This is a genomic window from Kitasatospora sp. A2-31 (genome assembly GCF_022288725.1).
Classification (GTDB): domain Bacteria; phylum Actinomycetota; class Actinomycetes; order Streptomycetales; family Streptomycetaceae; genus Kitasatospora.
In genome coordinates, this window is sequence record NZ_JAKNTA010000008.1 from 16,877 (window position 1) to 42,283 (window position 25,407).

Consider the following 25,407-nt stretch of genomic DNA (forward strand, 5'->3'; position numbering starts at 1 on the left):
CTATGCCGCAGTCGCAGTGGGCGCCGCTTGCCGCTGGACGGCCACGGCGGTGCGGACGATGTCGGAGGTCGCGTACTGCTGGGAGACCGAGCGTAGCCACAGGGCCTCGGCGCGGAGGTCTCCCGCGCGGGCGGACTCGCCGGTGGCCTGGCGGGTGGGAGCCTGCTGGGGCTGGGCGCCGCTGCGGGCCGCCTCGATCGCCGCGGCGACGACGGCCGCCTCGACGATTGCCGCACCGGTCGGGGTGCCGTCCTGGCCGCGGCGGGCGACGGCGTCGGTGGCCAGCCGTTCGATCGCGGGTGAGCGGTAGGGGTCCAGGTCGAGGATGCCGTCGCAGACCTCCACCACTCGGCGGTGCAGGACGACGTCCGGGTCGGTCTCGATGACGACGGCGCGCAGGACGACCTGCGGGCGCACCGCGGTCAGATCCGTCCACAGCGGCAGAAGGTCCTGGGCGGTCTTGCGCTCCCAGCGTCGGCGCAGCATCTTGGCGGCCGGCCACAGCAGGGCCGGGACGGTGAGGCCGGCGGTGATCAGCAGCACGCCGACCAGGGGTGCGGTGAACGAGAACGCGCAGCGGTACGGGGTGACGAGGCTGGTGCAGCGGGGGCCGCCCGGGAAGAGCTCGACGCCGGCGATCGAGGCTCCGGCGTTGACCACCTTGTAGGCCAGGTAGAGCAGGACGAAGAAGCAACCGATCGCGGCGGCACGAAGTCCGGCACGGTGGACCCGCCAGGGCGACTGGCTGCTGCGGCGCCAGGTCTGGGCGAGGCAGTCGTAGGTGGCGTGGCCCATGACCAGCACGTAGGCGAGGGTGTAGACGTGCAGGAGCGCAGGGGCCTGGCCCCAGTGGGTGTTCGTGAACTCGCTGCTCCAACGGCGGTCTGCGGGGACCGCGAAGAAGGAGGCCGTCATCACGGCGACCGCCACGCCGAGGATGGCGAGTCGGGGCCGGAGCCGTCTGCGGGCCTCGGTCTTCTCGTGGTTGAGGGCCATGAGCCAGGAGACGACGCTGACGCTTGCGACGAGCATCAGCACGTTGCTGACCAACTTCGCGAGGTCGCGGGTGACGCCGTCCGCCGCGTCCTGCACGCCGGGGTGGAATCCCACGATGGCAACTGCCCAGGCGAGCAGCATCGTGATGGTGCTGCCGGAATGCGCCGGCCGGGCCTGGCCGTTCCGGCGCGGGCGGATCCAGAACAGGGCGGCTGCCACAAGGAGGGCAGGGAGTCCGAGCGTAATGAGGCGGATCATGGGTGGTTGTTCTTTCGGTCAGGTGAACATCGCGTTCCACCGCTCGTCGGCGGCGGTGGGGCGCTGTGCGGGCATCACGGTCGCGCGATACATCCGCTGGATGAGGAGGGAGGCCATCAGCTCGGCCTCCTGCTCGTCCTTCGACTCGTAGGACGTGCGGGCGGAAACGCCGAGGATCGACCAGTCGGTCATGTCGGTCAATTCCTCGTCCGACGGAATATCGGCGAGCCTGATCGAGCCCGGGTGGCCGCAGAGGATGTGGCCGAGTTCATGGGCGATGATCTGGATTCGATGAAGCGGTGAGGCGGTTATCTCATAAGAGATGACCTCGCGGTCCGAATACCTTTCCCGGAGGCCGCAGGCGAAATTGCCCTTCATGTCGCGTGGTTCCACGATGATGGGGCGGCCGATCAGCGTGGAGACTGCCTGGACCAGCTCTTCCTCGGTGAAGCGGTGAGGCAGCAGGGGGAAGAGGTCGCTGAGGCGGTCCTCGCAGGCCGCATACACAATCCCCTCCTAAGGCGATCTTGAAGGCCGATCTGCACTCATGGCGACGGCCTGCACCGTGGTCGTGACGGGGACGATCGTAGGCATACAGTGAAGATCATTTCTTTTAATGATCTTTGCCCCGGCGGAGGGTGGCGCAGTGGGCCGCCTGGGTTTTGTTTCAGGTCGTGACAGAACGTGCTGATGTGCATCGTGCAACCTGTTGGAATGCGCGAGATCTCGGGGCTGGCTCAGGTGACGAGGCGTTAGTTCATTACCGAAAGTGAGGCCGCGTGCCCACGTCAAATGGACTCGTGATCTGCGTCTCAGTTCCGCAAGGCAGCCTCAGTCCGCCCGCATTTTGGAGGAGTCGTGGCGGGATATGGAAAATGCGCACGGACTCGTCAGTCGAGTCTATGCGCATAGATTCCGTTGAAAAATGAAGCGCCCCGAGGGCGCGTGTGTGTGCAGGTCAGGACGCGCCCGACTCCTCGGGGTCCAGTCCCTGGGACTTGCGTGCGACGGTGATCATGTCGGCAACCAGCCTACGGTTCTCCGGGTTCAGGTCCTTGCTGCGCAGGGCGATCGACTCGATGCCGGCGTCCCGCATCGCGTTGTGGAGGTCGCGGTCGATCAGGACCTCGTTCAGCGGCTTGTCGGTCACCCAGATGTCCGGCGGCACGTCGAAGAACTTCGCCACCGCGACCAGGGTGTTGATCTTGGGGTTGTCGTTCGCCCCGGCCTTCATCTGCTTGAGCGTGCTCTCGCTGATGCCCGTGCCCGTGGCCACCTCGGGGATCGAGTACGGACCTCGCTCCTGGGGGTGGCGGTTGTCCAATAGGTAGTTGAAGGTCGCGGCGATCCGCGCCACGCCCTCTCTCGCGGCCTCGGTCATCGGTGCTCCTCCGTGTCAGATCGTCCCACGCAGACACTTTAGTGCCCGATGGTGCTCGGATGCACATCTCGATCGACAGTTAACTATCCCCACGGCCGACTTTTTGGTGTACGTTGATCGCACCCGACGGACAGTTAACTGTCGATTGCCTGGTCAGGGGGTGTTTCTGGCGCCTGCGGCACGGTGATCGGTGGAGGGGGAACGAGTGGCAGATCGCTGCGCGGCCCGCGTCCACGGGCCGTCCTCGGCGGGCTTCCGGGAGATTGCAGCTCCCTGATGCCACCCGCCGAGGCCGCGGAACACGTCCGAAGCAGCCGGCCAGCCTGTTTCCACCACGCGGCCGATCTGCTCCACCTGCCCAGGAGTCTCCCATGCCCACCTACACGGGTACAGCCGGGTCGCCCTCGCGACCGGACAGCATCGAGATCGCCACCGCCCCGGCCTCCTTCGTCGAGATCCTCGCCAGCCTCCTCGACCCCGACGTCGCCGTCGTCCGCCTGAACACCGGATCGGCCGGCTACCCCCGCACCGCTGGCGTATTCGACGCCCAGGGCCGGGCCGTGCCCCAGCCGCTCGCCTACCGTCAGGCCGCAGCCCGCTGGATCGTCCAGTGCTTCCCCGGCCTCGACCCCCGCAATGTCCACGAGCTGGACCTCGCCACCGGGCGCCTGACCGCTGTGGCCGTCGACGCCACCCCGATGGCGGCCTGACCCCGCACCACCCCGAAGGCCCGACCGCCGCGACCACGAGGCACCACCTCCGCGACGTCGGGTGACCAGCCCTGCCCCGCTCCACGGGGCGAGGCCGTGCTGCCGCGCCCGAGCGCGGCGTCCCCTTCCGACCGGTGACGCGCCGTCGAAGCCCCTTCCGCCGCGCACCGAGTTCACCGCACCCGCCGCCGCACCCCGACCGCCCAGGGTGCCGGCCGCCGTGCCCAGCGAAACCAGGACTCCCGTGCCCAGTGCCCCCCTGCCCGCCTGCGCCCCCGAAGCGCAGCCCCCGGGGACGACGACAGGCGGCCCCGGCCTGCATGTCCCCGACCCCGCCCAGTGGATATCCACCACCACCGGCCGGATCGCGCCGGACACCTACACGTGGATGCAGGCCGTCCACTGGGTCTCCGACACCCAGGCCCACGCCCCGGCCCGCTCCCACGGCCCGAGATTCGGCCGCACCACGATCCGCATCGCCCAGCTGCTCGCCCAGCTCACCCCGTGCAGACCCGGCATCGGGTACCTCGTACGGATGCTCAAGTTGAGCGAGCGCACCGTGCAGTACCACCTGTCCATCCTCCGCGAGTCCGGCCTGCTCAGCTACACCGCCAAGGGCAGCCGTGTGCGCCAGGTGGGCGGCAGGGCAAGCGAGTTCGTCCGCACCATCCCCGCGAAGTTCGACGAGGCGATCGGCCTGCGGACCACCGAGTCCGAGTCCTTCATCCGCAAGGTCGTCGGTGTCGGCACCGACGAGGGCCGCCGCGCCCTCGCCCAGCTGGGAAAGAAGGCCGCCCGAACGGTCCGACGGACCAAGCGGCGCACCACCAGGAAGGCCGGTACCCGTTCCTCCTCGGGCTCCCCCCGTTGCACCCCAATGGGGGTCGGTGCTGTCACTTCTTCTCCTGCAGCACCTACCAACAATCCCTCTGAGAGCGACTTCGGAAACGGGAACGACCAGCAGCACCAGGGGGAACGGAAGCGCCGTCGGCAGCTGAACCGGGTCGGTCGTCGCCACCAGCTCGGCCTCGAGCTCGTCCGCCAGGTCGCGTGGCTCAGCGGCAGCCCGGTCCCGCGGGTCGCCTGGGCCGTGCGCCACCTCGCGGACGCTGGGTGGACCGCCCACCAGGTCATCGCCGTGCTCGCCCAGCGGACGCCGGCCACCCGGATCCACCGTCCGGTCGGCTTCCTCACCGCCCGCCTGGCCGGAGCCGAGCTGCTGTACGACACCGAGGCCAAGCGCGAGGCGATCACCGCCTGGTGGCGCGACTCTCCGCAGGCCACCCGGGACCGCCACGCCGAGTGGTCCGGCACCTGGCAGGCACCCCGCAGCACCGCGGTGCGAACCCTCGTCCAGGGCGCCTGGGCGAGAGCACGGGAGACCTTCCGCCAGCCGCTGGCCGTCCTGGACGACCAGCCCACCAGCGAGGAACACCGCGAAGCCCGCACCACGGCGTGGCGCCAGTACCTCAGCGGCAGACCCTCCCTGGTCACCTCCGCCCTGGCCATCGCCGGCCGCGAGCAGGCCGAGCAGATCTACGGCCGCGACCTCGTCGAGCGCGTCCTGCGCCTCCGCGCCACCACCAGCCACCTCCGAACGGGAACAGCACGATGAGCGACCACCAGCCCGCCTCCGGGATCGACCTCGCCCGCCTCGCCCTGCGCCGCGCCCGCGCCGACGCCGCCAAGCGCGGCGACAGCGTGGTGAAGGCCAAGGCCGCCGGGGGACCGACCGCGCCCAGGCGGGGCCGGGCCGATCCGGTGGGCCTCGGCGCGGCCCTGTCCGACCTGATGGTCCAGCACGCCTGGCAGGAGCCGCTGACCGGCGGCGGACTGCTCGACCTGTGGCCGGCCGCCGTCGGTGAACTCGCCAGCCACGTCACCGCGGTGAGCTTCGACCACCAGACGGGCCGCCTCGACGTCCGCGCCGACTCCCCGGCCTACGCGACGCACGTCCGCACCCTCGCCCCGGCCCTCGTCGCAACGCTCAACCAGGCCAACGGAGAAACGATCCTGCGGAGCATCCGAGTGCTGGGCACGCACCGGGCCAGCGCCGCGGCGGAGGCCCGACCGGCCGCGGCCCGCGCCGCCGCCCCCGCGCCGGAGGCCAAGATCAAGACTCGGGAGGACGCCTCGCCCGGCTACCTGCGGGCCCTGGCCCAGCTGCAGGCCAGCCGCCCGAGCGCACCTGCGGACTCCAGGACGAGCCCGGCGGTCGACCGACGGATCAGATCGCTGGCCAGAGGTCCGGAGACGGCGCCCCGTCTCTCCGGCCCTCGCCCGCGCTAGCCACCGGCTGGTCGGCGCGACCGCCCCCAGTCGCGCCGGCCAACCCCTCGAACCTCCGCACCCTGCTTGCGGACCCACCCGGAGACCCAACCCCGTGTCCACCATTACCTCGATCGCCACCCGCCGCCGCGACAACACCTGGGTTCAGCGCGCCGCCTGCGCAGGCACCGCCGCCCCGGACTGCTTTTACCCCCTGCCCGACCAGGCCGAGGAGACCGAGGCCGCCAAGGCCCTGTGCGCCGGCTGCCCGGTCAGCGAGGAGTGCCTCACCGAAGCGCTGGAGACCAACGACCGCTACGGGATCCGTGGCGGACTCGTCGAGAGCGAGCGGATCGTGCTGCACCGTCTCGGCAAGGTGCGCTGGGAAGAGGAGCGAGTCGTCGCCGCGCTCAACGGCCGCCCGGTCAGCCTCTCCCCGCAAGAGAAGCACAGCGTCTCGGTCGTCGCCGCCATCCTCGACCTCGACCCGCGGATCTGGGCACCGGTGCTCGGCATCGGCCGCAAGCGGGCGCTCACTCGACTGCGCGAAGCCCGCGCCCAGCTCGAGAAGCAGCCCTTCCTCCTTCGGCGCGAGCAGCGCATCGCCGCTGCGTTCAGCCCAGAGGCCGCGGCGGTGGCGGCGTGAGCAAGAGCGGCAACATGCCGAACAGCATGTCCCCATGGGACAAGACCGCGATCGGCGTCATGGGCGCGGTCGGCGGAACCCTGAGCTACGACGCACTGCAGCAGATGGCCGTCGCCATGCACGTCCGCCCCGAACTGAGCTACCTCTTCCCAGTCGCCATCGACGGGTTCATCGCATACGGCGTCAGGGCGCTGGTCGTGCTGAAGGAGGCCCCGCTTCGCGCCCGTGCTTACACCTGGACCCTGTTCGGCGCTTCCACGGCCACCAGCGTCTGGGCCAACTGGACCCACGCCGTCCGCCTGAACGAGACGACGACCGGCCAGGGATTCCACCTGACCAACACCGCGGTCGGCGCGCTCAGCACCATCGCTCCGCTGGTCCTCGGCGGCGCCACCCACCTGTACATCGTCATGTCGCGACACACCTCTGCCGCTGTGCAGGCCAGCGAGCCGGCCGACGCGGAGACCGAGGGAAGGGGTGCAGCAGCAACCGGCAAGAGCGACCGCGACGAGCTGACCACGGTCCGGTCCTGGTGGCGAAACCGTCTCCGCCGCACCCGCCCTGAAGCTGAGGAACTCGATCACGCTCCGGCCCGCACCGAACAACCGCACCTTCGCCTGATCAGCAGTCCGTCCGGTCCGGTCCCCGGGTCGGGTCCGTCCGGTCCGGTCCCCGGGTCGGGCTCGTCCGGTCCGGCTCCCGCGTCGGGCTCGTCCGGTCCGGCTCCCGCGCCGGGTCCGTCCGGTCCGGCTCCCGCGCCGGGCTCGTCCGGTCCGGCTCCCGCGTCGGGCTCGTCCGGTCCGGCTCCCGCGTCGGGTCCGTCCGGTCCGGTCCCCGCGCCGGGCTCGTCCGGTCCGGTCCCCGGGGCGGGCTCGTCCGGTCCGGCTCCCGCGCCGGGTCCGTCCGGTCCGGCTCCGACGACCGGACGGGCGCGGGTGAAGTTGGAGGAGCTGGTGCCTGTCGCCCGAAAGGCCGCCGCTCGGGCTGGCCGGACCAACCGAGAGGTCGTGGCCGCCGGCCTCCGCGAGGAGGGCTACTCCATCAGCAACGAGCGCATGGGAAAGCTGCTCCGGATGATCGAGGACACCAAACCTCCGCCGACCTCGCCGCCCGGCTCCGCGCGCCCGCCGCAATCCGTCGCACCGCACTCCCGCCCCACGCCCAACTCCTTCCCGAGGAAACGTCCATGACCCGCACCGCCATGCCGAAGACCACCCCCGAAGCTCTGATGCGCCTCCTGCTGGAGCAGCGCCTCGTCCGCGCCGCCACCGCCGCCAACGACGGAAGCTGGCTCGTCCGCCGCACCGCACACGGACCCAAGGTCGTCCTCGAAGGCCCGATCGAGGTCATGGACTACGGGCTCGGCGTGCTCCTCGACGCCAAGCTCGAACTGGAGGATGCCGCAGCCTGATATGGCCAAAGTGCTTGCCGCGTAACGCAGTTCGGTGCCTGACCGCTTGGCCCCTACGGCGCAGCAAGCTATCGCGAAAGCCGGGCATACGCCCGGTTTCGCACTTGCCCTCGCCCCCAGGGGGCGAGGGAGACCGAGGGCGAGTCGAGCGGGGGCGCTCGACTCGTCCTCGGTCTCCCGGCACCAGGGGGTGCCGGGAGGAAGAAGGAGGAGGAGAAGATCGAGCCGCTGACCGACGCTGTCGAACCGCCCACCGCCGAACCGACTGCCGACGCGCTGCCCGCGCGCCGCCCGCGCCGCCGCCATCGCGACCCACAGAGCCGCACGTGCAAGCTGACCGTGCGTCTGAACGCTGAAGAGAAAGCCGAGATCGACACCGCCGCCGCTGCCCGCGCCGTCACCGTCGGCCGCTTCCTCGCGACCAGCGCCATCAGCGCCGCCCGCGGAACACCCGCTGACCGCGACCCCCAAGACCGCCTCGACCACGCCGTCGACGAACTCGCAGCCTCCCGTGCGCAGCTCGCTCGCGTCGGCAACAACCTGAACCAGCTGGTCTTCGGCCTCAACGCCTCCGGCTACGTCGAGCCGGCGGCGCTGGCCCCGACGCTCGGAGCCGTCCGTACCGCAGTCGCTGCGGTCGACGCTGCCGCCGCACAGCTGGTCGCCGGTGGTCCGGTTGGTCCCTGACATCAGTCGCGGCAGCAAGACCTACGGCTTGTTGGCCTACCTGTACGGCCCCGGCAAGCACGACGAACACTTCGACCCGCACATGGTGGCCTCCTTCGACGGGTTCGCGCCCGACCCGGGCCGCGACCCCGCTGCCAGCCTGAAGCAGCTGGAGCAGGTCCTGGACCTGCGGGTCAACCAGCTCGGACCGAGGCGGCCGAAGAAGCATGTCTGGCACTGCCCCGTCAGCGCTGACCCCGAGGACCGGCTGCTCTCCGACGAGGAGTGGGCCGAGGTCGCCCGCCGGGTCGTCGCCGCCGCCGGCATCGCCGACCCCGGCGACCCGGACGGATGCCGCTGGATCGCGGTCCGCCACGACCCGCGCCACATCCACATCATGGCCACCGTCGTACGCGGCGACGGGCGCCAGGCCCGCCTCCACGGCGACGCCCAGCGCGCCCAGGACGAGTGCCGGCAGATCGAGAAGGACTTCGGCCTCAAGCAGCTCAACCCCGGCGACAAGACCGCCGCCAAGCGCCCGACCAGCGCGGAAACCCACAAAGCCGAGCGGCTCGGACGACCGGAACCCGTACGCCTCCAGCTCCGGGACCAGGTGCGCCGCGCCGTCGCGGGCTGCCAGACCGAAGCCGAGTTCTTCGACCGCCTCGCCGCCGCCGGCCTGCTGGTGCAGCGGCGCATCGGACCGTCCGGTGACACCCTGGGGTACTCGGTCGCGGACCCTGACGACCGCAACGGGAAGGGCGACCCGGTCTACTTCCCCGGTTCCAAACTGGCCCCCGACCTCTCCCTCCCGCGCATCCGCAAGCGGCTGAGCGGCGGCGTCCGGGCCGCCGAGGCGAGCACCGTCGAGCAGGGAGACCCGGCCACCGGCAAGGCCCGTGTGCCCGGCTCCAAGGCCGCCCGCGCCCGCCGAGACGCCGCAGCCGCAGTCGACGACGCCACCCAGACCATCGAAGAAGGGAACGAAGAGGACGCAGCAGCGCAGCTGGTCGGTGCGATCGAGATCATCGACGTCTTGGCCGTCCGCGCCCCGGCCGACACCAGGGTCCAACTTCTCGCTGCAGCGAGGGCATTCGAGCGGGCGTCACGCTCCCACGTGCGCGCCGAGCGGGCCGACAACCGGGCGGTGCGAGCAGCTGCCCGCGAGATGCTCAGCAGCGGCTACTCCGGGAACCGGGGGGAGGACGGCGGCGTGACCGCCATGCTGCTTTCCGCCCTGATCCTGCTGGCCGTCGCCTCCGCCCGGTGGCACTCCGCCCGCTCGCACGCCCAGCAGGCTGCCGCCGCCAGCGCCGCCGCCGAGCAACTGCGAGCGGCGTACGCCACGGTGGCCGCCCGCCCGATGGCGGCCATGGCCGCTCGGGGACGCTCCCTGCCTTCGTCGGTTCGCGAGCGCCAGGACGCGGTGATCCGGGCGAAACTGCCCGACGTGGGCACCGAGCACGGCGGGAGCGACTGGGACGCGCTCGCCGCCACCCTGGCCGAGGCGGAGGCGGCCGGCCACGATCCGGCCGCGCTTCTCGAGAAGGCCCGGAACCGCCGTGAGCTGGACACCGCGGACTCCGTCACTGCCGTCATGGTCTGGCGGGTCCGACGGATCGCGAAGCTGTCGGCCGCACCCTTGGCCCAGCCCGAGACCGGCGTCCGAACCAGGAGCGAAGGACCAGCGGCTCCGGCACCGGCACCCGGGCGTCAGGCCCGCAACAGCCGGCGCTGACGTCACCGGGCCGCCCCTCCCGCACAGCCGCGCGGGGGGTACAGCGGTTCATGCTGAAGCCGATCTTGTCGCGGTGGCCCGGCCGATCGCCGGTTCAGCAGCAGAGATCGGAGTCGTCCTCGGGCTCCGCTTCCGGGTCGTCCTGGGCGGTCCAGGTGCCGAACGGGCCGGGCAGCCCGGCCTCCTCGGCTCCGAGTTGGAGGGCGCCGCCCTTCGTGCGGTGCGGCCCCGGGATCACGAGAGCACCTGCTCAGCGTCCATGGCGACGCGCTGGGCGACCAGCCGCTCGCGCAGCTCGGACTGTTCGGTGGTGATCGGATCGTCCGGGCGGCGAATCCGCACGGGCGTCGGCCGCAGGGGCAGGCTACTGCCGGCCTCGGCCGCCGCAGCGGCTTTCTCGGCCTTGGCGGGCGCCCGGTCGTCGCTGGTCACAGCCAGCAGGGTACCGGCTGAGCCAGGCCGATGGCCTCCGCCGGGCACCGCATCCAGTGATCACTGAGGCGTCGGCGGCATTTCACCGAACCGTGTCGATCACCTGGTCAGGGTCATTACCACATGATCGGCGCGATGCGTCGGGCCGCGCGGCGCGGAGTCTTGGGGTCCGCCCGCCGACGGATGCGCCCAGACGCTTCGTCGGCGGGCGTACCACCGGCCCGTCGACGCCAGCAGGAGCAGCATGTCCGTCTTCCCGTTCACGGAGTCCGGCGACCGCGCCGAGCGTGCCCAGCGCCGGGCGCCGCAGGGCGACCGGGACTGGCTGCTGCGCTGCTACGTGCTGCGCGGCACCGACGCCCTCGCGGGGTCGGTGATCACCTACGCCGTGCCGCTGCTGGTCCTCACGCTCACCCACTCGGTGATGTGGACGGGAGCGGCGTTCCTGCTGGAGTGGCTGCCCAGGCTCGCCGCGATCGTGCTCGGCGGCCCGCTGGTGGACCGTCACAGCCCGCAGACCGCGGTCCTGGCGACCAGCCTGGCGCGCGGCGGGGCCGCCCTGCTCACCCTGGTGGGGATGAGCCTGGGGCTCGGCGTGCCGATCGTGCTCGGCTTCGGCGTGGTGGCCGGGATGCTCGCCGAAGGTTCGTTCCTGGCTGTTGAGTCGCTCGGGTCGGAGGCGAGCCGGCGAGCCGGCTCCCAGGCGCACCGTGTGCAGTCGCGATTCACCGCGATTGACCAGAGCGCCGCCCTGCTGGGGCCGCTGATCGGCGGCGCGCTGCTGCTCGCCGGTCCGGCGCTCCTGCTAGCCACCGTGGCGATCCTGTCCGCTGTCACCATCACCATGGCGCTGGTCATGCACACTCCGCGCGTGCGGCTGCGCCTGGTCGCCGAGCACCGCCGCGAGCGGGCCCGCGACGCCCTGGCCGGCGGCCTGAACGGCGTGCTCGGCACCCCGGCCCTCGCCTGGCTGGTCGCCACACTCGCCGCCGCGAACCTGCTGTCCGGCCTCCTGCAGGTCTCCACCCCGATCACCGTCACCCGGGACCTGCACCACAGCACCGCCGCCACCGGCCTGGTGTGGAGCGTCGCGGCGGTGGCCTCCCTGCTGGCCGTCCTGGCCGCGAAGCGGTTCATCGACCGGCACGGCCTGTTCCCCGTGATCCTCACCTCCTCCGTTGTCACCTGCGCCGCCGCCGCCGGTGCCGCCATTGCCCCGACCCTGGTCACCTACACCGCCGCGGTCGCCACCCTGATGGCCGCCGAGGGTGCTGCGACGGTCGCCCTGCGCACCGCCCGCGCCCGCCTGATCCCCGCCCGGCGCTTCGGCGCGACGCTGTCGGTCTGCGTCCTGCTCGTCCTGGCCCCGCTCCCGCTGGCTGGCCTCCTGGTCGCCGTCGTCCCCGCCAGCGGCGTACGCGCGCTGCTGTTCGCCGCCACCGTTGCCGCCACCGTCGCCACCGCCTTCTGCCTGGTCGGCCTCCACCGGCACCGCCACACCTACGAACACCCGGCCGCCGAGCCCGCCTCCCGGGACGAGGCCACCCAGGTAGAAGCTGCCTGACCCGTCCCCCTGCCTCCAACCTCTCGGAGACCGCCACCGCATGACCCTGCCCCGCACCGACGTACCCCAGGTCACCACCCGCTGGTACGAGCACCCCGACGACTCCCCGGCCGACACCCGGCGGGCACCGCACCCCTCCCGCACCCGGGCCTGGGCGAGCGCCTGGTCGACGCTGACCACCGAGCGGATCCTGGAACACCACCACCTCCACCTGGCCGACCCTGCCACCGGGAACGCCGAGACCGTCTCCTTCTTCCTCACCACCGCGGACGGCTCCCCGTACTGGACGAGCCAGGAGACCGACGCCGGCCTCCCCCCGGTGTGGCCCGGCCGAGTCCTCTACGCCGGGAGCCCGCACGCCGAGTACAGCGGGGCCGGCACCGCGACCGCCGCGATGGCCACCGCCACCACCCGGGCCGGACTCGACCTCGCCGCCCGGCTCGGCGCCAGCGCCCTCGTCCACCCCGGCCTGGACCAGGACCAGGCCGATCGGCTGACCGCCGCCGCCCGCGCTGCCGGTGCAAGCCAGGCCCTGGACCTGGCCACCGATGTCGCCTGGACCCGCACCCTCGGACCGACCCTCGACCAGTGGTGGCAGGGCATGCCCTCCCGCCAGCGCCGCGACATCCGCCGCCGCTGGCGCCGCGGCACCGAAGCCGGCCTCGTCCTCGACCCGCTCACCACCAGCCGCGGAATCCTCGACACGGTCCCCGCCTTCGCCCCGCTGGCCGCCGGCACCGCCGACCGCCACGGCACCCGGCTCTACGGCAGCGACATGTTCGAGCAGCTGCTCGCCGTACCCGGCACCGTCCTGCTCGCCGCCCGCCACGACGGCCGCCTCGTCGGCGGGATCTACGGCTGGCTGTACGACGGCTGCCTCTACCTCTGGGCGTCCGGCCTCGACTACGACCACCCGCTCGCCCCGCTCGCCTACACCTGGCTGATGTGCGAGTCCGCCCGCTGGGCCATCGACCAGGGCGCGATCCTCATCGACGCCGGCCGCGCCAACCACCTCGCGAAGGCCCGCCTCGGCTACCGGCCGCGCATCCTGCGCACCGTCGTCCACCTGATCGGCCACCAGCCCGCCACCGAACGCGCGCTGCGGCGCCTGTCCGAGCGCCTGGGCGACCAGGCCGCCCCGCACCTGCCGACGGCTGCCCGCTGGTGAACCCCACCGTGCCCGCCGCACCGACCCGTACCGGAAGGACCAGCATGACCACCGCCAACGGCCCGACGAACGACAACCGCGACGAGGGGGTGCTCCTGGTCCTCGGCTCCGGGGACAGGGCCTACCGGTCGTACTGTCTGGCCTCCGCCGCCGCCCGCAGCCCCCTGGTCCTGGTGAACGCCACCGAGCCGACCTGGCAGCTGGATCACGTCCGCGACCACGAGGTGGCCCACCTCACCGACCTGGAGGAGTTGCGCTGGGCGGTCGCCCGCCTCGCCGAGCGGCACGACATCAAGGGCGTGGTGACCTGGGACGAGTACGCGCTGGTGTCGGCCGCGCACGTTGCCGCCGACCTCGGCGTGCCCGGCCAGTCCTCGGCCACCGCCGCGGCCTGCCGCAACAAGTCCGCCTCGCGGGCGGTGTGGGCGTCGGAGGGCGTGCCGTCCGCCCAGTCGATCCGGGTGACCTCCCTGCTGACCGCCGCCCGCGCGGCCCGGCGCATCGGCTACCCCGTGGTCCTCAAGCCGGCCGCCCACGCGGGCAGCATCGGCGTGATCAAGGTGGAGAACCCCGACGACCTGCCGGGCGCGTTCGCCTACGCCAGCGGCCGGGCCGAGGACCAGGGCGAGGAGGGAAGCGGCATCCTCGTCGAGGAGTACCTGGCCGGACCCGAGATCTCGGTGGAGTGCGTCACCGTGCACGGCATCACCACCGCGGTCGCCGTCACCCGCAAGGAACTCGGAGCCGAACCGCACTTCGAGGAGGTCGGCCACGTCGTATCCGCCGACGACCCGCTGCTCGCCGAGGCCGGGCCGGTGGCCGAAGCGGCCCTGGACGCCCTCGGCATGAACTCCGGCGTCTCCCACGTCGAGATGCGCCTGACCGCCGACGGCCCCCGGCTGATCGAGGTCAACGGGCGCATCGGCGGCGACCTGATCGGCCACCTGGTCCGGCTCGCCACCGGCATCGACCTCGCCGCCGCAGCGGCCGACATCGCCCTCGGCCGCGAACCCGACCTGACCCCCACCCGCTCGGCCGCCGCCGGCGTCCGCTTCCTCTACCCGGACACCTCCGGCACCGTCCGCACCGCCCGGCCCCGCCCCGAACTGGGCAACCCCGCCTGGCTGGCACGCCTGGTATGGGAGTGCAAGCCGGGCGAGCAGGTCCTCCTGCCCCCGGCCGGCGACCTCGGCACCGCCCGCCTGGGGCACCTGGTGGTCACCGGCACCGACGCCGCCCAGGTCCACGAGCACCTCGCCCACGCCGAGGGCCTGCTCGACACCACGGTCGACCCCGCCCCGGCCGACGGCTGACCCACCGAACCGACGGCGGGCCCGGCGCACTGCTCGCGCCGGGCCCGCCCCGTGACCGTACCCGCTCGATCACACCGACGACAGCCCCAGGCCCGAGCCGACAACCGAGAACAGGACCGTGGACCTTCCCACCTACGCCACCGCCCTCGCCGCCCGCCTGCCCGGCACCTGGACGGCCGAACACCACCAGCACCTCAACGCGGACATGGCCGACATCATCTCGATGCTCACCCTCGGCCCCATCCGGTACGCCGACTTCCGCAACGCCTCCATCCTCACCAACCCAGCCCGGCCAATCAGCCTCCTCGTCACCGAGGAGCAGCCCGCCACCGGGCACGGCTACGCGATCCGCTCGATCGCCCTGACCGACGGACACGCCTACACCCGGCAGGCGGTCGCCGGCGAACAGCTCGAACTCGCCCTCCCCGCAGACCCGGAGACCGCAGCAGCCCACATCGAGCGCACCCTGCTGCCGTACCACGAACAGCTCCAGGCCCGGCACCGGCTGGCCATCCTCGAAGAAGCCCTCCAGGGCGCCCAACGGGCACTCGACCACTGGGACTCGATCTCCGACGGCCTCTGCGACGACGACGGCTGGCCCCTCGACGAGCAGCTCTACGGCGACGGCAAGGTCCGCCGCGACGCCACCGCGCTCGCCCACCTCCAGCGAGTCCTGCCCCACGCCGCTGCTCTCCTGCAAGACGGCCGCGCCGCCCACCGGCTCCTGCCGCCCGGGCAGGAAGCCGACCGGACCGGCTACTACTTGCGCGCGCTGGCCAGCACCTTCGAGCGCGCCAACCAGATCCTCGACGAATGGAAGCCCGCCCTGCAGCGCCACAGCCGACCGGACGGGACACCGATCGAGCCCGGCCACACCGCCGCAGTCGAGGAACGCAACGCGGAGATCTGGTCGGACATCGACACCTGGCTCACCACGGGGCCTGCCCTCGCCGCCCTCCTGCGCGGTGCTGCCGTCTCCACCGAGCCGGCCGGTCGCACCGCCGCCGCCGAGGCACGCTCGCCCCGGCTCCCCGCAGCGGCTTCCTCCCTCGTCGTCCAGGTTCTGCGCGCTGAACAGGCCGACCGGAACCGAGCACCCCGCAGGTGAAGCCCGTATTCTGACGCGGTCGACCCCGTCCTCGCGGGTTCCGGCGCGCGGGCGGGGAGTTCTGGGGTCAGGGCATCGGGCACTCCAGGCGCTTACCGAGGTCGGGGACGAATCACCGCGTCAGTCGCATCACGCATTGATAACAAACCGCCACATCGGGAATAAATCCAACCCCGGCCCGGTTACACCCGGCACCTCTACGAAAGGGCTGCACTTGTCGGATTCGCCGAGACCTCACCACGACCACGGGCCCAACGAGCCGGCTGATCTCCCGCCGCTCGACCACGAGTTCTCGATTCCCGACTTCCCCACCCTCTCCCAGGACAAGCCCCTGATCCGGGCGGTCCCGCACCACGACGAGCTGAACCCCCGCGGCACCGTGATCCTCTGCGGTGAGTGCAAGGCCGGCCGCGACTGGCTGCTCCTCAACACCCGCCGGCATGTCTTCGTTCGCTGCCGCTGCGGCCACGAGTGGCTCGAGGAGGACCTGACGGTCGAGTACTTCGAGCAGCACTACTCGACGCCGACCGCGGCCTGGGATGACTTCGAGACGGCCATGACCTCGACCGGCTACGACGGCTCCTGGGCGGGGATGTATCTCAACTGAGCCGGCGGCCGTAGCCGCGGCTGGCGCTCGGAGGGTCCTTGGGTCGGGCTCTGGTGGACTCCGCGAAACGACACGAAGGGGCGGCACCGCGATTTCTCGCGGTGCCGCCCCTTCACCGTTGCCCCGACGGGGCGCCGCACCTACCGGTCGTGGCGGCGGACGAAGCCGCGCCCGTCCTTCTCGACCTGGCCGGAGTTCCGCAGCCGAGCGAGGCTGAGCCGTACGACCGCGACCCGCAGGCCCAGGTCGGCGGCAAGCTCGTCGGGCGTGGCCGCACCGGAGGCCAGGCCAGCGAGCACCGCACGGTCGGCGTCGGCGTCGAGCCATCTGCTCACGCGGTGAAGCCCAAGGGCGGACACCCCGCACGCGGTCAGTCCGACAGCCGCCGACACGCTGTGGTGCAGCAGGCCCGCCGCGACGGCGATGGCACCCGAAGCGGTGGTGAGCACGATCAACATGACCGCGGCGCGGCGCAGGCCGCGGCGGGAGATGTTCGGGTTGGTGGTCACAGAGCCTCCTGGGGCAGGGGAGCGTAACGGGACTGGGAGAAGAAGGCGCAGTCGGTGCGGGGAGGGCGGATCCGGCAGACCCGGCAGGGGCGTTCGGGTGTGCCGGGGACGATGTGGTGGTGGCAGAAGGTCCGACCACCATCGTCGGCTCGGACCGGGTGGGCGACGACGAGTTCGGCGAGCTGGCCGGCATCGCTCCACCCGCAGTGGCCCTCGCGGGGATGGGGCCGACCGCTTCCGCCGTCGATTCCGCCGACGGCCAGCAGGTAGCGGTCGGACGGGGCGAGGTAGGCCAGCACGTGGTACCGGGTCCGCTCACCCGCACTGTTCGCGGGACCGTAGGCGGTGCCGAACGCGCGGGCGATGTTGCCGACGCGGTCGCCGAGCGGGTCGAGGGTTTCGGGTTCCAACGGGCCTCCGTGGTCGCGGTGCTCGACGCGGGTGTGCGTCGATGACTGGGCCGCCGGGCCGGGGCGCGGCGGCGTGCGCGGAGGCGGTGGTCAGCAGTGCGGGCAGCGCTGGCGGGGAATCCGGTGGCCGGAGGGCTCGACGACGGCCGGGAGACGGATGAGCAGGACCCGCGCGACTGCCAGCTGCAGGGTCATCAGGAGCAGCCCGACGCGGACGGCGGCGTGCTCGCTGAGCAGCAGCGCGTGGAGTGCCAGGCCCACGGCGGCGGCGCTGATCAGGTACTCGGCGAGGGCGAGGCGGCGACGGGCAGGCAGGTGGAGAGTGCGAGGGATGGCGCGTCCTTTCAGGAGGGCGACGAGGCGGTGGCGGACGGGCGGGGGGTGGAGCGGGCGACCATGGAGGTGAGGAGGTCGATGACCAGCTCGGCGGGGGTGTGCCGGTTGAAGGTGGCCCGCCAGCCGGGCTGCCGGGCGGTGCCGCTCAGCGCGATGATCCAGGTGTCGACGTGCGGGTTGTCCGGCTGGTAGCCGACGTACACCTGGGTGCACGGCGACGCGGCGTGCAGGCCGCCCTCGGCGTCGATCACCCAGGACCAGCCGTGCTCGTAGAGGAAGGCACTGACGGCGGTGGGGTTGCCCTCGCCGAGCGGCCAGGTGCGGTGGGCGATGGCGTCGCCGGGACGGGGACCGCGGACAACGGGGGCGGAGATCACGACGGACAGAGGGGCCTCCTTGGGGCTGGCGCTACGAGGTCGTCCATGTTGACTTGGACTGCCCCGATTCGCGTAGTCCTTTCCAGGGGTTGCTGTCTGCCGCAGGCGAACATGCCGAAGACCCAGCCGGAGAGACGACTGGGTCATGGCGGCGCAGGCCGCAAGCCACCGCGCTGAGCGCCGGACCGAGGGGCGGTTCTTCGCCACGCCCTGGCTCGGCCGGCGTCTCAGCGTGTCCTGCGGATGGCGTCGGTCGCCGCCTTGGCGATGGCGGCGGGGGCGCTGGATGGCCGGGGCAGGTGGAGCAGGGTGGTCCCTGGTAGGTGGCGGGATTCCTTGTCGAGGGTGAGCTGAAGGACGGCGCAGCCGGCGGTGCTGAGGCGCTGGATGCGGGTGACGGCGTTGGCGGTTTCGTTGGGGGTGTACTGGGCGTCGGTGACGATCACCAGGAGGCGGCCGGCGCCGGGGCGGCTGAGGTCGAGGCCGTGGTCGAGCGCGTCGAGGGCGTCGCCGAGGTTGTGGCTGGCGCCGCGGGCGTCGAACGTCGTCACCCGCGCCGGGGCCCGGTGGGTGGGCCGGGTCAGTGCGGTCAGATGGGTGTCGTAGGCGATGGTGGCGGTGCGGGAGTCGGGGTCGGTCAGGGCCGCTGCGCGGGCCACGATCCAGGCGGCGGACGCGACGGGGCCGCAGGCGGCGCGCATGGAGCCGGACACGTCCACCGCGATCCCCACCCGCAACGGCGGGGGGGGAGAGTGGCGACGCCGGGTGTGGGTGAACGGTTCGGCAGTGGGCACCGAGCCGGCCGCGCGCTGGGCGTCGCGGGCGAGGGCCCGACCCATGTTGAGCCGGCCGGGTGGGGTGGGGCTGGTGGTCCGCTCCTCCGTCCGCTCGCGGTAGGCAGCGGCACGGAGCGCGCGGCTCAGGCGCGCCGCAGCGGTCTGCTCAGCGGCGGTAGGCCGGCGGCTGCCGGTGACAGGGTTGCTGTAGGGCGCCGGTGTGCCGTCGGGGTTGACGGTGCCGCCGCCGGAGTTGAAGACCGACCTCGCGGTGGCGGCGGCCTGGCGTCGCCGGCTGGCCTGCTGGGCGCGGTCGTTGGCCTGTGCCCTTGACCGAGTGGCCGTGGCGCTGTTCGCGGCGGCCTGTGCCGCGAGGTCGGCGGCGTCGTTGGCGGCCATACTGTCCATCACGACCCCTGCGGCGGCGGACAGCAGATCGGTGAGGTCCTCCGGAGGGGCGGGCAGGGACGGTGCAGCCTTGTCCAGAGCCTCGCACCAGTCCTGAGCGTGCGCGAGCATGGTCGTGGCATCGTGGTCGGCGCACTGGTGGGCCGCGGTCCAGATGCCGGTGAGGGTGGCCAGCAGGTCGGCGCCGAGCACCTGTTCGCACAGCTCGGCGACGGCGCGGGTCTCACCGGCGTCCAGGATGCCGACGTCACGGCGGCCGAGAATCAGGGCTGCCACGCTGGCGGCGTGCTCGATGCCCTGGAAGCTCGGGTTGGCGATGTCGGGCATGACCAGGGTCCGGGCGCTGGTGCGCAGGTACGTGCGGTCCATCGGACGCCTGGTCAGGTGGGCGCCTTCGACGCGGCTCTCCTCCAGCAAGAGCGCGGCCTCCACGATCCGGGGGTCCGCGCCGGCTGGCTCCGTCCATACGGAGTGGGCGGCATGGGCGCCCTCGTGGACGAACACCCCCCAGGCGGCCGGATACTTCTCCTCGTCGCCCGGGATCCGTGGATGGACTTCGTGCGGTTGGAGAGGGGCGAACAGCTCGGCGTCGAACTCGACCTCCCCCAGCATGGGGAAGTAGGCGGCCGGTGCGCCGCTGCGGGTACCCGGCCGGCAGGTGACGAGGAGGTCCTGGCGGCCGGACAGGGCGACGAGCCGGTCGCCGAGCTCGGCTCCCACGCGCAGCCACGCGGCCGGGGAGGTGCGGGGCTGCGCGGGCGGAGCACCGTCGTCGTCCCAGCGCGCGAGGTCGGCGGCGTCGTCGGGCGCGGGGGCGGAGGACTGGACGTGCTGGTGAGCGCTCATCGCTGGCGGCCCCGGTTCGCGGAGGCGGTGCTGACCGGGGTCTGCCGTGCAGCGGAAGCGGTCGTGGCGGAGAGCTGCTTGCCGAGGGTGAGGGGCGCGAGCTGCTTGACACCGACGGCCTTGCTGACGGCCTCGGCGACGGCGTCGCGGTCCTCGATGGGCGCGATTCCGACCAGGTTCGCGAGCGCCGCCCGGGTACCGAGGACGGCCTCCGTCTTCTGGTAGCTGAGCAGCTCGCGCAGCTGGGGGGCCCAGCCCAGCTCCCCGAGTTCGACCTGCTTGGCAAGGTTTCGGGCAACCCGGACCACCCGGGCGTCGATCCGCAGGGCCATGGCGAGGTCGTAGTCCGTGCCGACCTGGATCTGCACGCTGAACCGGCTCGCGAGCGCCTCCGTTAGCACGGCGCCGTGCACGCCCGGATTGTGGCCCGCCACCACGTAGAAGCCAGCCTTGGCCTGGATCGTCTCGCCCTTGTGCGCCTTGACCTGGATCTGCCGACGTCCGTCCATGGCCGGGTACAGGGACGCCAGGACCTTGGGGGAGATCAGAGTGGCGTCGTCGATCAGCAGGGCGCGGCCTTCCTGCATGGCGGTGACCAATGGGCCGTACTGGAAGACGTACCGCCCGTCGTCGTCCTGGGTGTACTCGCCGATCAGGTCGCCGACCGTGGTGTCGCCGTCGCCGGCGACGGTGAGCAGGTCGGGGAACGCCGCCTCGACCAAACTCGTCTTGCCGGTGCCCGGAGGGCCGTAGAGCAGTACCGGTATGTCGGCGTCGCGCAGACGCGCCAGCGCTTCGACGTCGGGAAGGTCGGCCAACTCACGGGGGTGGTAGAGCTGTCCCCCTGCGCGGCGGATCGGGCCGGTGTGCTTGGGTGCGGGTGCGGGTGCGGGTGCGGGTGCGGGTGCGGTCGTGCGGGCCGTGGCCGCGGCGGCGCGAGGAGAGTGGGTGCCTGGTGGGCTGATCACCGCGACTCGCGCGGCGGCGGCCGTCTTCCCGTTCGCGCGGAACCTCGGCCCGGCACCAGGCTGGTCGGCCTCGCCACGGCGCACCAGGGTCTTGACCGCTTGCTGGACAGCGCCGTGGGAGTGGCCCAACGCCCTGCATATCTCCCCGATGGTGAGCGTGTCCGCCGGCCGGTCGGCCAACATGCCGGCGACTTTGGCCCGCAGCTCGCCGGGCTTGGCCTTCACTGGCTTGACGGCCGGTCCGGGTGTAGTCAAAGCGAAGATCCTCCAAGGGGGTTGACGCTGGCAAGGTGCGCCCGGTGTTCAGCGGGCGAGCTTCCGCGGGGACGTTGGGGTGGTGGTGGCGGTGGCCGAGGAGCTGGGTGCAGCCGACGTGGGCGCGCTGCCGGAGAGGGCAGCGGCCCGCCGCTCCGTCGGGGTGGCCCGGTCCTCGGCGGTGACCGGGTTGACCGGGGTGACGATCGCGACCTTCCGGTCGGTCGCGTCGAGGTGGAGTCCGGTGGTGCTGCGCACAAGGGGGTCGGGGGAGGCGAGGTCGCGGCAGAGGGCGGAGGCGAGGCGTGAGGGGGTGTTCGCGCTGATCTCCGCCAGCCAGTACCCGCGGGCCCGGTAGCAGCTGATGCGGGCGGCGGGCTTGCCGCGCAGGTCGTGCAGGGCGGTCGGGACGTCGCAGTGGGCGTTGACGTAGCCGTCGGGCGAGCGGAAGGAGACGGCGCCGCGGGGGTCGACTTCGCTCTTCCACCCGGCCTCGGCCAGGGGCAGGAAGCCCAGGCCCAGGACGCCCGGCTGGAACGGTGCTCGGGTGTCCGGTCCGGCTTCGTCCAGGATGGCGAGTGCCTCGTCGACGACGCCGGCGATCAGCTCGGGTGGGACGAGGTCGCCGCTGGTGATGCGCCAGGCGACGCCCGCTCCCCGGTGCTGGGCACCCCAGACCCGCCAGGCGGCGCTCTGCCGCGTCGGAGTGTCGGTGCCGTCGGGCCAGGCGAGCCCGAGCCTTCCGCACGGGCTGGTCATCGAGTTCGTGTCCACCGTCCAGCCCAGGGAGGCGAGATGCCCCTTGATCTGGTCGGCACCGCCTCGGCCGGGGCCGGCGTAGTGGCGGGGGGTCACGGTGACCAGGGCCGGTGCGGGGTCGGTGCCACGCGGTGGTTCGGCGGCGGTCGGGGCGGGGGTGGTCGGCAGGGGGTTCTCCAGGTCGGGCGGGAGGTCCGGGGCCGCCAGTAGGGGGCGCCACCGGGGCAGGGAGGCGGAGGCGGCGGGTCCGATCGTGACCCGGGCCAGGTGGTGGGCGGGGATCTCGCTGCGGCGGCGCAGCGCTGTGTCCGAGGCCACCGTCACCGCTGCCGTACGCAGGATCGCCTCGGGAGTCCACGGCGAGGCGATGACCTCCCACGCCAACTCGGAGCTGGTGTTGCCCAGGCTGAAGGCGAGCGTGCGCTCCGGGTGGGAGGGGACCAGGAGGGTGGCGGCGCCGGGCGAGTGGATGAACGTCCGCCACGTGCCCCGCTCGGTCGTCCATCCGGCGTCGGAGAGGATCCGCTCGATGTCGTCACCGGCCCGGCGGTCGGCAAGGACGGTAGCGGGGTCGCTCTCGAGCCGGCCAGCGGCGTCCAGAACGAGGCCGTGCGTGAGTTCGTAGGGCGTCCTGGGGCTGAACCAGGCACACCAGAGCTCCGTGGCGTCCTCTTCCCCGCTGTCGTAAGCGGAGAGCTTCCAGTGGTTCTGGAGGATGGTGCGGCCGAGGGGGAAGTCGCCGCGCTCCAGGGCCATGCGGCGGCACGGGCTGACGAGCAGGGGTTCTTCGGGGGTGCTGTCCGGGTCGTGCTCCCACCCGTACGCGGTGATGAGGTGGTCGCCGAGGTCGCTGGGGGCGGTGCCGGTGCCGGCCAGCTCCAAGGGGCGGACCGCGACCAACGGGTCGATATCGGTATCGGTGGGCAAGGAGGTCTCCAGGAGTAGAGGCACCCGGGGTCACGGCGAGGCTGGGGTCGGGTTCGAACCAGTCCGGGTGCTCCAGCCGGTCGTCGAGGTGGGTAGGTACAAGCGGCCGGAGCCACCGAGACGGGATGATCAACGGGACCGTGGCGGCGCGACCGGCCCGCTCACGGGCACCTGGACCGATACGTCCGTGCCCTTGGCTCCCGGCTTCGGCTGGCCCGTGGCGGTGCGGGCGGCGTCGGCGCGGGAGGTCGTGTCGCCGTCGCGCACGGGCGTACCCGGCAGGGGGGTACCGTCAGCGGTCACCGGCTGCCCAAGGGCTCCGTCCAGGCGCACGGGGTAGCCGACGGCGAGCAGCTCGCTGGCTGCCGAGCAGGCCCGTGGGTCCGGCCCGTGCTGGTTGCCGTCGGAGGGAAGCCGCAGCCAGGATTCGCCCGAGCGCAGGTGGACCTCCTCGAAGCCGGCCCGCAGCAGGATCCGCTGAGCGGCGGGGTCGTAGCCGGTGGCGGTGATATCGCCGGTGTCGGTGCGCAGGATCGTCACGCGGGGCCGGGCAGTGGGGTTCACCGCTGCCGACCGGGACGCCGGGTGGGCGGGCGACGGCTCGGTGGGATCGAGGTCGCGGGTGCGGACGGCCGACAAGGATTCCAGCACTGCCATCCGGCAGTCCCACACTTCCTCGCCGAGCCGGGCCAGGGCGTGCATGAGCCTGTACGCCGGGACGGAGCCCGGGTCGGGGTGGGTTTCGTCGAGGTCGGGGTCGACCGCGGCACGTGCGAGGTCGAGCAGCCGCTCGGCGGCGTGGAGCAGACCTCCGTCCTGCAGGAGGTCTCCCAGCAGTTGGTCCAACTGATCCGTCTCGATGGTGGCGAGATGGTCAGCGAGTTCATGCAGCGTCGCGGCGCTGGCGTTGACGTGGACGACGGAGTCGAGAGGGTGCGAGGGCAGGATTTCTCCAGGTTGTCGGCTCAAGTGATCAAAGGGCTCGAATCCCCGGTGCCAGCCGTGCTCAGGGAGCGGGACTCGGAGGCGGGCGGCCGATGGCCTCACCGCTGCAGGTGGCTTGAGGTCGCGGGCACGGAGACCGTGAGGACGACCGGTACGGCGGGGCTCGCCGCAGCGCCGGCGGGCAGGGAGCGGGTGACGGCCGCGGCCCGGCGGCTGGTGGAGGTGGTGAGGGACTGCGCGGTGACCGGGGTGACGACGGCGACCTCCCGGTCGGTGGCGTCCAGGCGCAGGTGATCGGGATCACGAATCAGAGGGCCCGGGTCGGCGACGTCGCGGCACAGGGCGGCGGCCAGCCGGGAGGGGGTGTTCGCGCTGATCTCGACCTCCCAGAATCCGAGCGCCCGGCGGCAGGAGATGCGGGCGGCCGGGCGGCCTCGGAGTTCGTACAGGGCGTCCGGGGGCCCGCAGCGGGCGCTGAGGAGTCCGTCGGGAGACTCGAAGGTGGCGGCGCCCTTGGGCGTGACCTCGCTGGTCCAGCCTGCGGCTGCCAGCGGCAGGAACCCCAACGCCAGGACGCCGGCCTCGAACGGCGGCCGGCCGGCCTGGTCGGCCTCGTCCAGCATCGTGGTCGCCTCGCCGATCAGACCTTCGATGATCTCCTGGGGAACCAGCCGCCAGCCGGTGACCCGCCAGGCGACGCCCGCGCCGCGGTGCTGAGTGCCCCAGATGCGCCACGGTGCGTACGTCCGCTCGCGCCCCCAGCCTCGTGGCTTGTCCGATTCCGTGGGCCAGGCGACGCCCAGTCGGCCGCACGCGCTGGTGAGAACGCCTTCGCCGCGGACCCAGCCCTCGGCCTCGAGACGGTGCCGTAGCCGCTCGATGTCGCCGGCCCCGGGCCCGGCGTAGTGACGAGGGGTGACTGCGACCAACGCCGGTGGCGGGCTGGGCTGTTCAGCGGCGGCCTCGTTCGAGCCGGTGGGCGCGAGCGTTCCTTCGGCGGCGTGGTCGGGCAGCAGTGCCGCCCAACGAGACGGGAGGGCGGTACTGGGCGGCGCGGTCGAGACCCGCTCGCGGTGGTGGGCGGGGATCTCGCTGCGGCGGCGCACCGCCGAGTCGTCGACCAGGGCCGTCGCCATGACCTGCAGTAGCACCTCCGGTGTCCGGGGCGACATGGAGACCGACCAGGCCAGTTCGGAGCTGGTGTTGTTCATGCTGAACGACAGGGCCCGCTCAGGGAGTTCGTAGGTGTGGGCCGTGCCGGTGTTGCCGGTGGGGGTGATCATGCGAACGCCGGGCAGAGGGTGTTCCCGCTCCAGCCAGCCGCAAGCGGCGAGCAGCTCGCCCGCGTCGTCGGCCACGTCCCGGCGGACCAGGACGCTGCTCGGCTCGCTGCCCAGGCGCCGGGCTGTCTCCAGCACGAAGCCGTAGGTGAGTTCGTGCGGTGTCTGAGGGCTGAAGCACGCCCACCACAACCACTCCGCGGCTGGTGACTCGCGGGCGGTGAGCATCCAGTTGTCGGCCAGCAGGAGGTTGCCGGACAGGAAGTCGCCGTGCTGCAGCCGCAGCCGCCCGCAGGGGCTCTCCAACTGCGGGTTCTCGCCGCCGGAGACCACCCGCCAGTGGTA

27 protein-coding genes are annotated in these 25,407 nt (G+C 72.5%); 13 read left to right on the forward strand and 14 right to left on the reverse strand.

Annotation, left to right across the window (positions count from 1 at the left end; all coding sequences use genetic code 11):
• The 3 genes from MCM47_RS22400 to MCM47_RS22410 all read right to left on the reverse strand — a co-directional run bounded on the left by MCM47_RS22400 (position 1) and on the right by MCM47_RS22410 (position 2,635).
• Positions 1-1,254 (reverse strand): MAB_1171c family putative transporter, encoded by a 1,254-nt coding sequence (locus tag MCM47_RS22400; protein ID WP_238863473.1) that lies wholly within the window; start codon positions 1,252-1,254, stop codon positions 1-3.
• An 18-nt stretch (positions 1,255-1,272) separates the two neighbouring features.
• Positions 1,273-1,761 carry a regulator component gene (locus MCM47_RS22405; protein WP_238863474.1) on the reverse strand — a complete coding sequence of 163 codons (489 nt, stop codon included), beginning with the start codon at positions 1,759-1,761 and terminating at the stop codon, positions 1,273-1,275.
• A gap of 451 nt (positions 1,762-2,212) precedes the next feature.
• Positions 2,213-2,635 (reverse strand): helix-turn-helix domain-containing protein, encoded by a 423-nt coding sequence (locus MCM47_RS22410; RefSeq protein ID WP_238863475.1) that lies wholly within the window; start codon positions 2,633-2,635, stop codon positions 2,213-2,215.
• 371 nt (positions 2,636-3,006) lie between these two features.
• Between MCM47_RS22410 and MCM47_RS22415 the strand changes: the two genes are divergently transcribed.
• The 8 genes from MCM47_RS22415 to MCM47_RS22450 all read left to right on the forward strand — a co-directional run bounded on the left by MCM47_RS22415 (position 3,007) and on the right by MCM47_RS22450 (position 10,074).
• A complete protein-coding gene (locus tag MCM47_RS22415) occupies positions 3,007-3,345 on the forward strand; it encodes a hypothetical protein (protein ID WP_238863476.1) in 339 nt (112 codons plus the stop codon).
• A 244-nt stretch (positions 3,346-3,589) separates the two neighbouring features.
• Positions 3,590-4,960 carry a helix-turn-helix domain-containing protein gene (locus MCM47_RS22420; protein ID WP_238863477.1) on the forward strand — a complete coding sequence of 457 codons (1,371 nt, stop codon included), beginning with the start codon at positions 3,590-3,592 and terminating at the stop codon, positions 4,958-4,960.
• Positions 4,957-5,634 carry a DciA family protein gene (locus MCM47_RS22425; protein ID WP_238863478.1) on the forward strand — a complete coding sequence of 226 codons (678 nt, stop codon included), beginning with the start codon at positions 4,957-4,959 and terminating at the stop codon, positions 5,632-5,634. The genes MCM47_RS22420 and MCM47_RS22425 overlap by 4 nt, the downstream gene beginning before the upstream one ends.
• 94 nt (positions 5,635-5,728) lie before the next feature.
• Entirely contained in the window at positions 5,729-6,259 is a 531-nt protein-coding gene (locus MCM47_RS22430) for a WhiB family transcriptional regulator (protein WP_051816702.1), read from the forward strand.
• Positions 6,256-7,449, forward strand: coding sequence for a DUF2637 domain-containing protein (locus MCM47_RS22435; protein WP_238863479.1), 1,194 nt, complete (start codon positions 6,256-6,258; stop codon positions 7,447-7,449). The genes MCM47_RS22430 and MCM47_RS22435 overlap by 4 nt, the downstream gene beginning before the upstream one ends.
• Complete coding sequence (locus MCM47_RS22440) at positions 7,446-7,670, forward strand: hypothetical protein (RefSeq protein ID WP_238863480.1); 225 nt, start codon at positions 7,446-7,448, stop codon at positions 7,668-7,670. Before MCM47_RS22435 ends, MCM47_RS22440 begins: the two co-directional genes overlap by 4 nt.
• 276 nt (positions 7,671-7,946) lie before the next feature.
• On the forward strand, positions 7,947-8,357 hold the full coding sequence (gene mobC, locus MCM47_RS22445; protein WP_374209193.1) for a plasmid mobilization relaxosome protein MobC: 411 nt from the start codon (positions 7,947-7,949) through the stop codon (positions 8,355-8,357).
• Positions 8,338-10,074 (forward strand): relaxase/mobilization nuclease domain-containing protein, encoded by a 1,737-nt coding sequence (locus tag MCM47_RS22450; protein ID WP_238863482.1) that lies wholly within the window; start codon positions 8,338-8,340, stop codon positions 10,072-10,074. Before mobC ends, MCM47_RS22450 begins: the two co-directional genes overlap by 20 nt.
• A gap of 94 nt (positions 10,075-10,168) precedes the next feature.
• On the opposite strand, the gene MCM47_RS22455 is transcribed toward MCM47_RS22450, so the two are convergent.
• Together MCM47_RS22455 and MCM47_RS22460 are read right to left on the reverse strand one after the other, a co-directional pair.
• The gene (locus tag MCM47_RS22455) at positions 10,169-10,312 is read right to left on the reverse strand and encodes a hypothetical protein (RefSeq protein ID WP_238863483.1); all 144 of its coding nucleotides are present in this window, start codon (positions 10,310-10,312) and stop codon (positions 10,169-10,171) included.
• On the reverse strand, positions 10,309-10,506 hold the full coding sequence (locus MCM47_RS22460) for a hypothetical protein (RefSeq protein ID WP_238863484.1): 198 nt from the start codon (positions 10,504-10,506) through the stop codon (positions 10,309-10,311). Before MCM47_RS22460 ends, MCM47_RS22455 begins: the two co-directional genes overlap by 4 nt.
• Positions 10,507-10,750: 244 nt before the next feature.
• Here MCM47_RS22460 and MCM47_RS22465 point away from each other — a divergent pair, with 244 nt between their 5' ends.
• The 5 genes from MCM47_RS22465 to MCM47_RS22485 all read left to right on the forward strand — a co-directional run bounded on the left by MCM47_RS22465 (position 10,751) and on the right by MCM47_RS22485 (position 16,266).
• The gene (locus tag MCM47_RS22465; protein ID WP_238863485.1) at positions 10,751-12,070 is read left to right on the forward strand and encodes an MFS transporter; all 1,320 of its coding nucleotides are present in this window, start codon (positions 10,751-10,753) and stop codon (positions 12,068-12,070) included.
• A gap of 40 nt (positions 12,071-12,110) precedes the next feature.
• Entirely contained in the window at positions 12,111-13,238 is a 1,128-nt protein-coding gene (locus MCM47_RS22470; protein ID WP_238863486.1) for a GNAT family N-acetyltransferase, read from the forward strand.
• Positions 13,239-13,282: 44 nt separating this feature from the next.
• Positions 13,283-14,551 carry an acetyl-CoA carboxylase biotin carboxylase subunit family protein gene (locus MCM47_RS22475; protein WP_238863487.1) on the forward strand — a complete coding sequence of 423 codons (1,269 nt, stop codon included), beginning with the start codon at positions 13,283-13,285 and terminating at the stop codon, positions 14,549-14,551.
• Between the two features lie 118 nt (positions 14,552-14,669).
• Positions 14,670-15,659: a hypothetical protein gene (locus MCM47_RS22480; protein WP_238863488.1), complete on the forward strand. Its 990-nt coding sequence runs from the start codon at positions 14,670-14,672 to the stop codon at positions 15,657-15,659.
• Between the two features lie 214 nt (positions 15,660-15,873).
• The gene (locus MCM47_RS22485; RefSeq protein WP_238863489.1) at positions 15,874-16,266 is read left to right on the forward strand and encodes a hypothetical protein; all 393 of its coding nucleotides are present in this window, start codon (positions 15,874-15,876) and stop codon (positions 16,264-16,266) included.
• 140 nt (positions 16,267-16,406) lie between these two features.
• Here MCM47_RS22485 and MCM47_RS22490 read toward each other — a convergent pair whose 3' ends face one another.
• The 9 genes from MCM47_RS22490 to MCM47_RS22530 all read right to left on the reverse strand — a co-directional run bounded on the left by MCM47_RS22490 (position 16,407) and on the right by MCM47_RS22530 (position 25,395).
• Positions 16,407-16,775 carry a hypothetical protein gene (locus tag MCM47_RS22490; RefSeq protein WP_030458950.1) on the reverse strand — a complete coding sequence of 123 codons (369 nt, stop codon included), beginning with the start codon at positions 16,773-16,775 and terminating at the stop codon, positions 16,407-16,409.
• Positions 16,772-17,185, reverse strand: a complete 414-nt coding sequence (locus tag MCM47_RS22495; RefSeq protein ID WP_238863490.1) for a hypothetical protein — start codon at positions 17,183-17,185, stop codon at positions 16,772-16,774. The genes MCM47_RS22490 and MCM47_RS22495 overlap by 4 nt, the downstream gene beginning before the upstream one ends.
• Positions 17,186-17,275: 90 nt before the next feature.
• Positions 17,276-17,446 carry a hypothetical protein gene (locus tag MCM47_RS22500; RefSeq protein ID WP_238863491.1) on the reverse strand — a complete coding sequence of 57 codons (171 nt, stop codon included), beginning with the start codon at positions 17,444-17,446 and terminating at the stop codon, positions 17,276-17,278.
• 83 nt (positions 17,447-17,529) lie between these two features.
• Positions 17,530-17,898: a DUF317 domain-containing protein gene (locus tag MCM47_RS22505; RefSeq protein ID WP_238863492.1), complete on the reverse strand. Its 369-nt coding sequence runs from the start codon at positions 17,896-17,898 to the stop codon at positions 17,530-17,532.
• A gap of 227 nt (positions 17,899-18,125) precedes the next feature.
• On the reverse strand, positions 18,126-19,928 hold the full coding sequence (locus MCM47_RS22510; RefSeq protein WP_238863493.1) for a VWA domain-containing protein: 1,803 nt from the start codon (positions 19,926-19,928) through the stop codon (positions 18,126-18,128).
• Positions 19,925-21,079 carry an AAA family ATPase gene (locus MCM47_RS22515; RefSeq protein WP_374209194.1) on the reverse strand — a complete coding sequence of 385 codons (1,155 nt, stop codon included), beginning with the start codon at positions 21,077-21,079 and terminating at the stop codon, positions 19,925-19,927. The genes MCM47_RS22510 and MCM47_RS22515 overlap by 4 nt, the downstream gene beginning before the upstream one ends.
• A 120-nt stretch (positions 21,080-21,199) precedes the next feature.
• Positions 21,200-22,837 carry a DUF317 domain-containing protein gene (locus MCM47_RS22520; RefSeq protein ID WP_238863495.1) on the reverse strand — a complete coding sequence of 546 codons (1,638 nt, stop codon included), beginning with the start codon at positions 22,835-22,837 and terminating at the stop codon, positions 21,200-21,202.
• 129 nt (positions 22,838-22,966) lie between these two features.
• Positions 22,967-23,806, reverse strand: coding sequence for a hypothetical protein (locus MCM47_RS43365; protein WP_308222409.1), 840 nt, complete (start codon positions 23,804-23,806; stop codon positions 22,967-22,969).
• 74 nt (positions 23,807-23,880) lie between these two features.
• On the reverse strand, positions 23,881-25,395 hold the full coding sequence (locus tag MCM47_RS22530; protein WP_238863496.1) for a DUF317 domain-containing protein: 1,515 nt from the start codon (positions 25,393-25,395) through the stop codon (positions 23,881-23,883).
• Positions 25,396-25,407 lie beyond the last annotated feature (12 nt).

Coding starts and splice junctions, on each gene's coding strand:
- MCM47_RS22410 (WP_238863475.1), bottom strand. CDS start 2,635: ATGACCGAGGCCGCGAGAGAGGGCGTGGCGCGGATCGCCGCGACCTTC.
- MCM47_RS22440 (WP_238863480.1), top strand. CDS start 7,446: ATGACCCGCACCGCCATGCCGAAGACCACCCCCGAAGCTCTGATGCGC.
- MCM47_RS22400 (WP_238863473.1), bottom strand. CDS start 1,254: ATGATCCGCCTCATTACGCTCGGACTCCCTGCCCTCCTTGTGGCAGCC.
- MCM47_RS22515 (WP_374209194.1), bottom strand. CDS start 21,079: ATGTTGGCCGACCGGCCGGCGGACACGCTCACCATCGGGGAGATATGC.
- MCM47_RS22470 (WP_238863486.1), top strand. CDS start 12,111: ATGACCCTGCCCCGCACCGACGTACCCCAGGTCACCACCCGCTGGTAC.
- MCM47_RS22475 (WP_238863487.1), top strand. CDS start 13,283: ATGACCACCGCCAACGGCCCGACGAACGACAACCGCGACGAGGGGGTG.
- MCM47_RS22415 (WP_238863476.1), top strand. CDS start 3,007: ATGCCCACCTACACGGGTACAGCCGGGTCGCCCTCGCGACCGGACAGC.
- MCM47_RS22510 (WP_238863493.1), bottom strand. CDS start 19,928: ATGAGCGCTCACCAGCACGTCCAGTCCTCCGCCCCCGCGCCCGACGAC.
- MCM47_RS22465 (WP_238863485.1), top strand. CDS start 10,751: ATGTCCGTCTTCCCGTTCACGGAGTCCGGCGACCGCGCCGAGCGTGCC.
- MCM47_RS22425 (WP_238863478.1), top strand. CDS start 4,957: ATGAGCGACCACCAGCCCGCCTCCGGGATCGACCTCGCCCGCCTCGCC.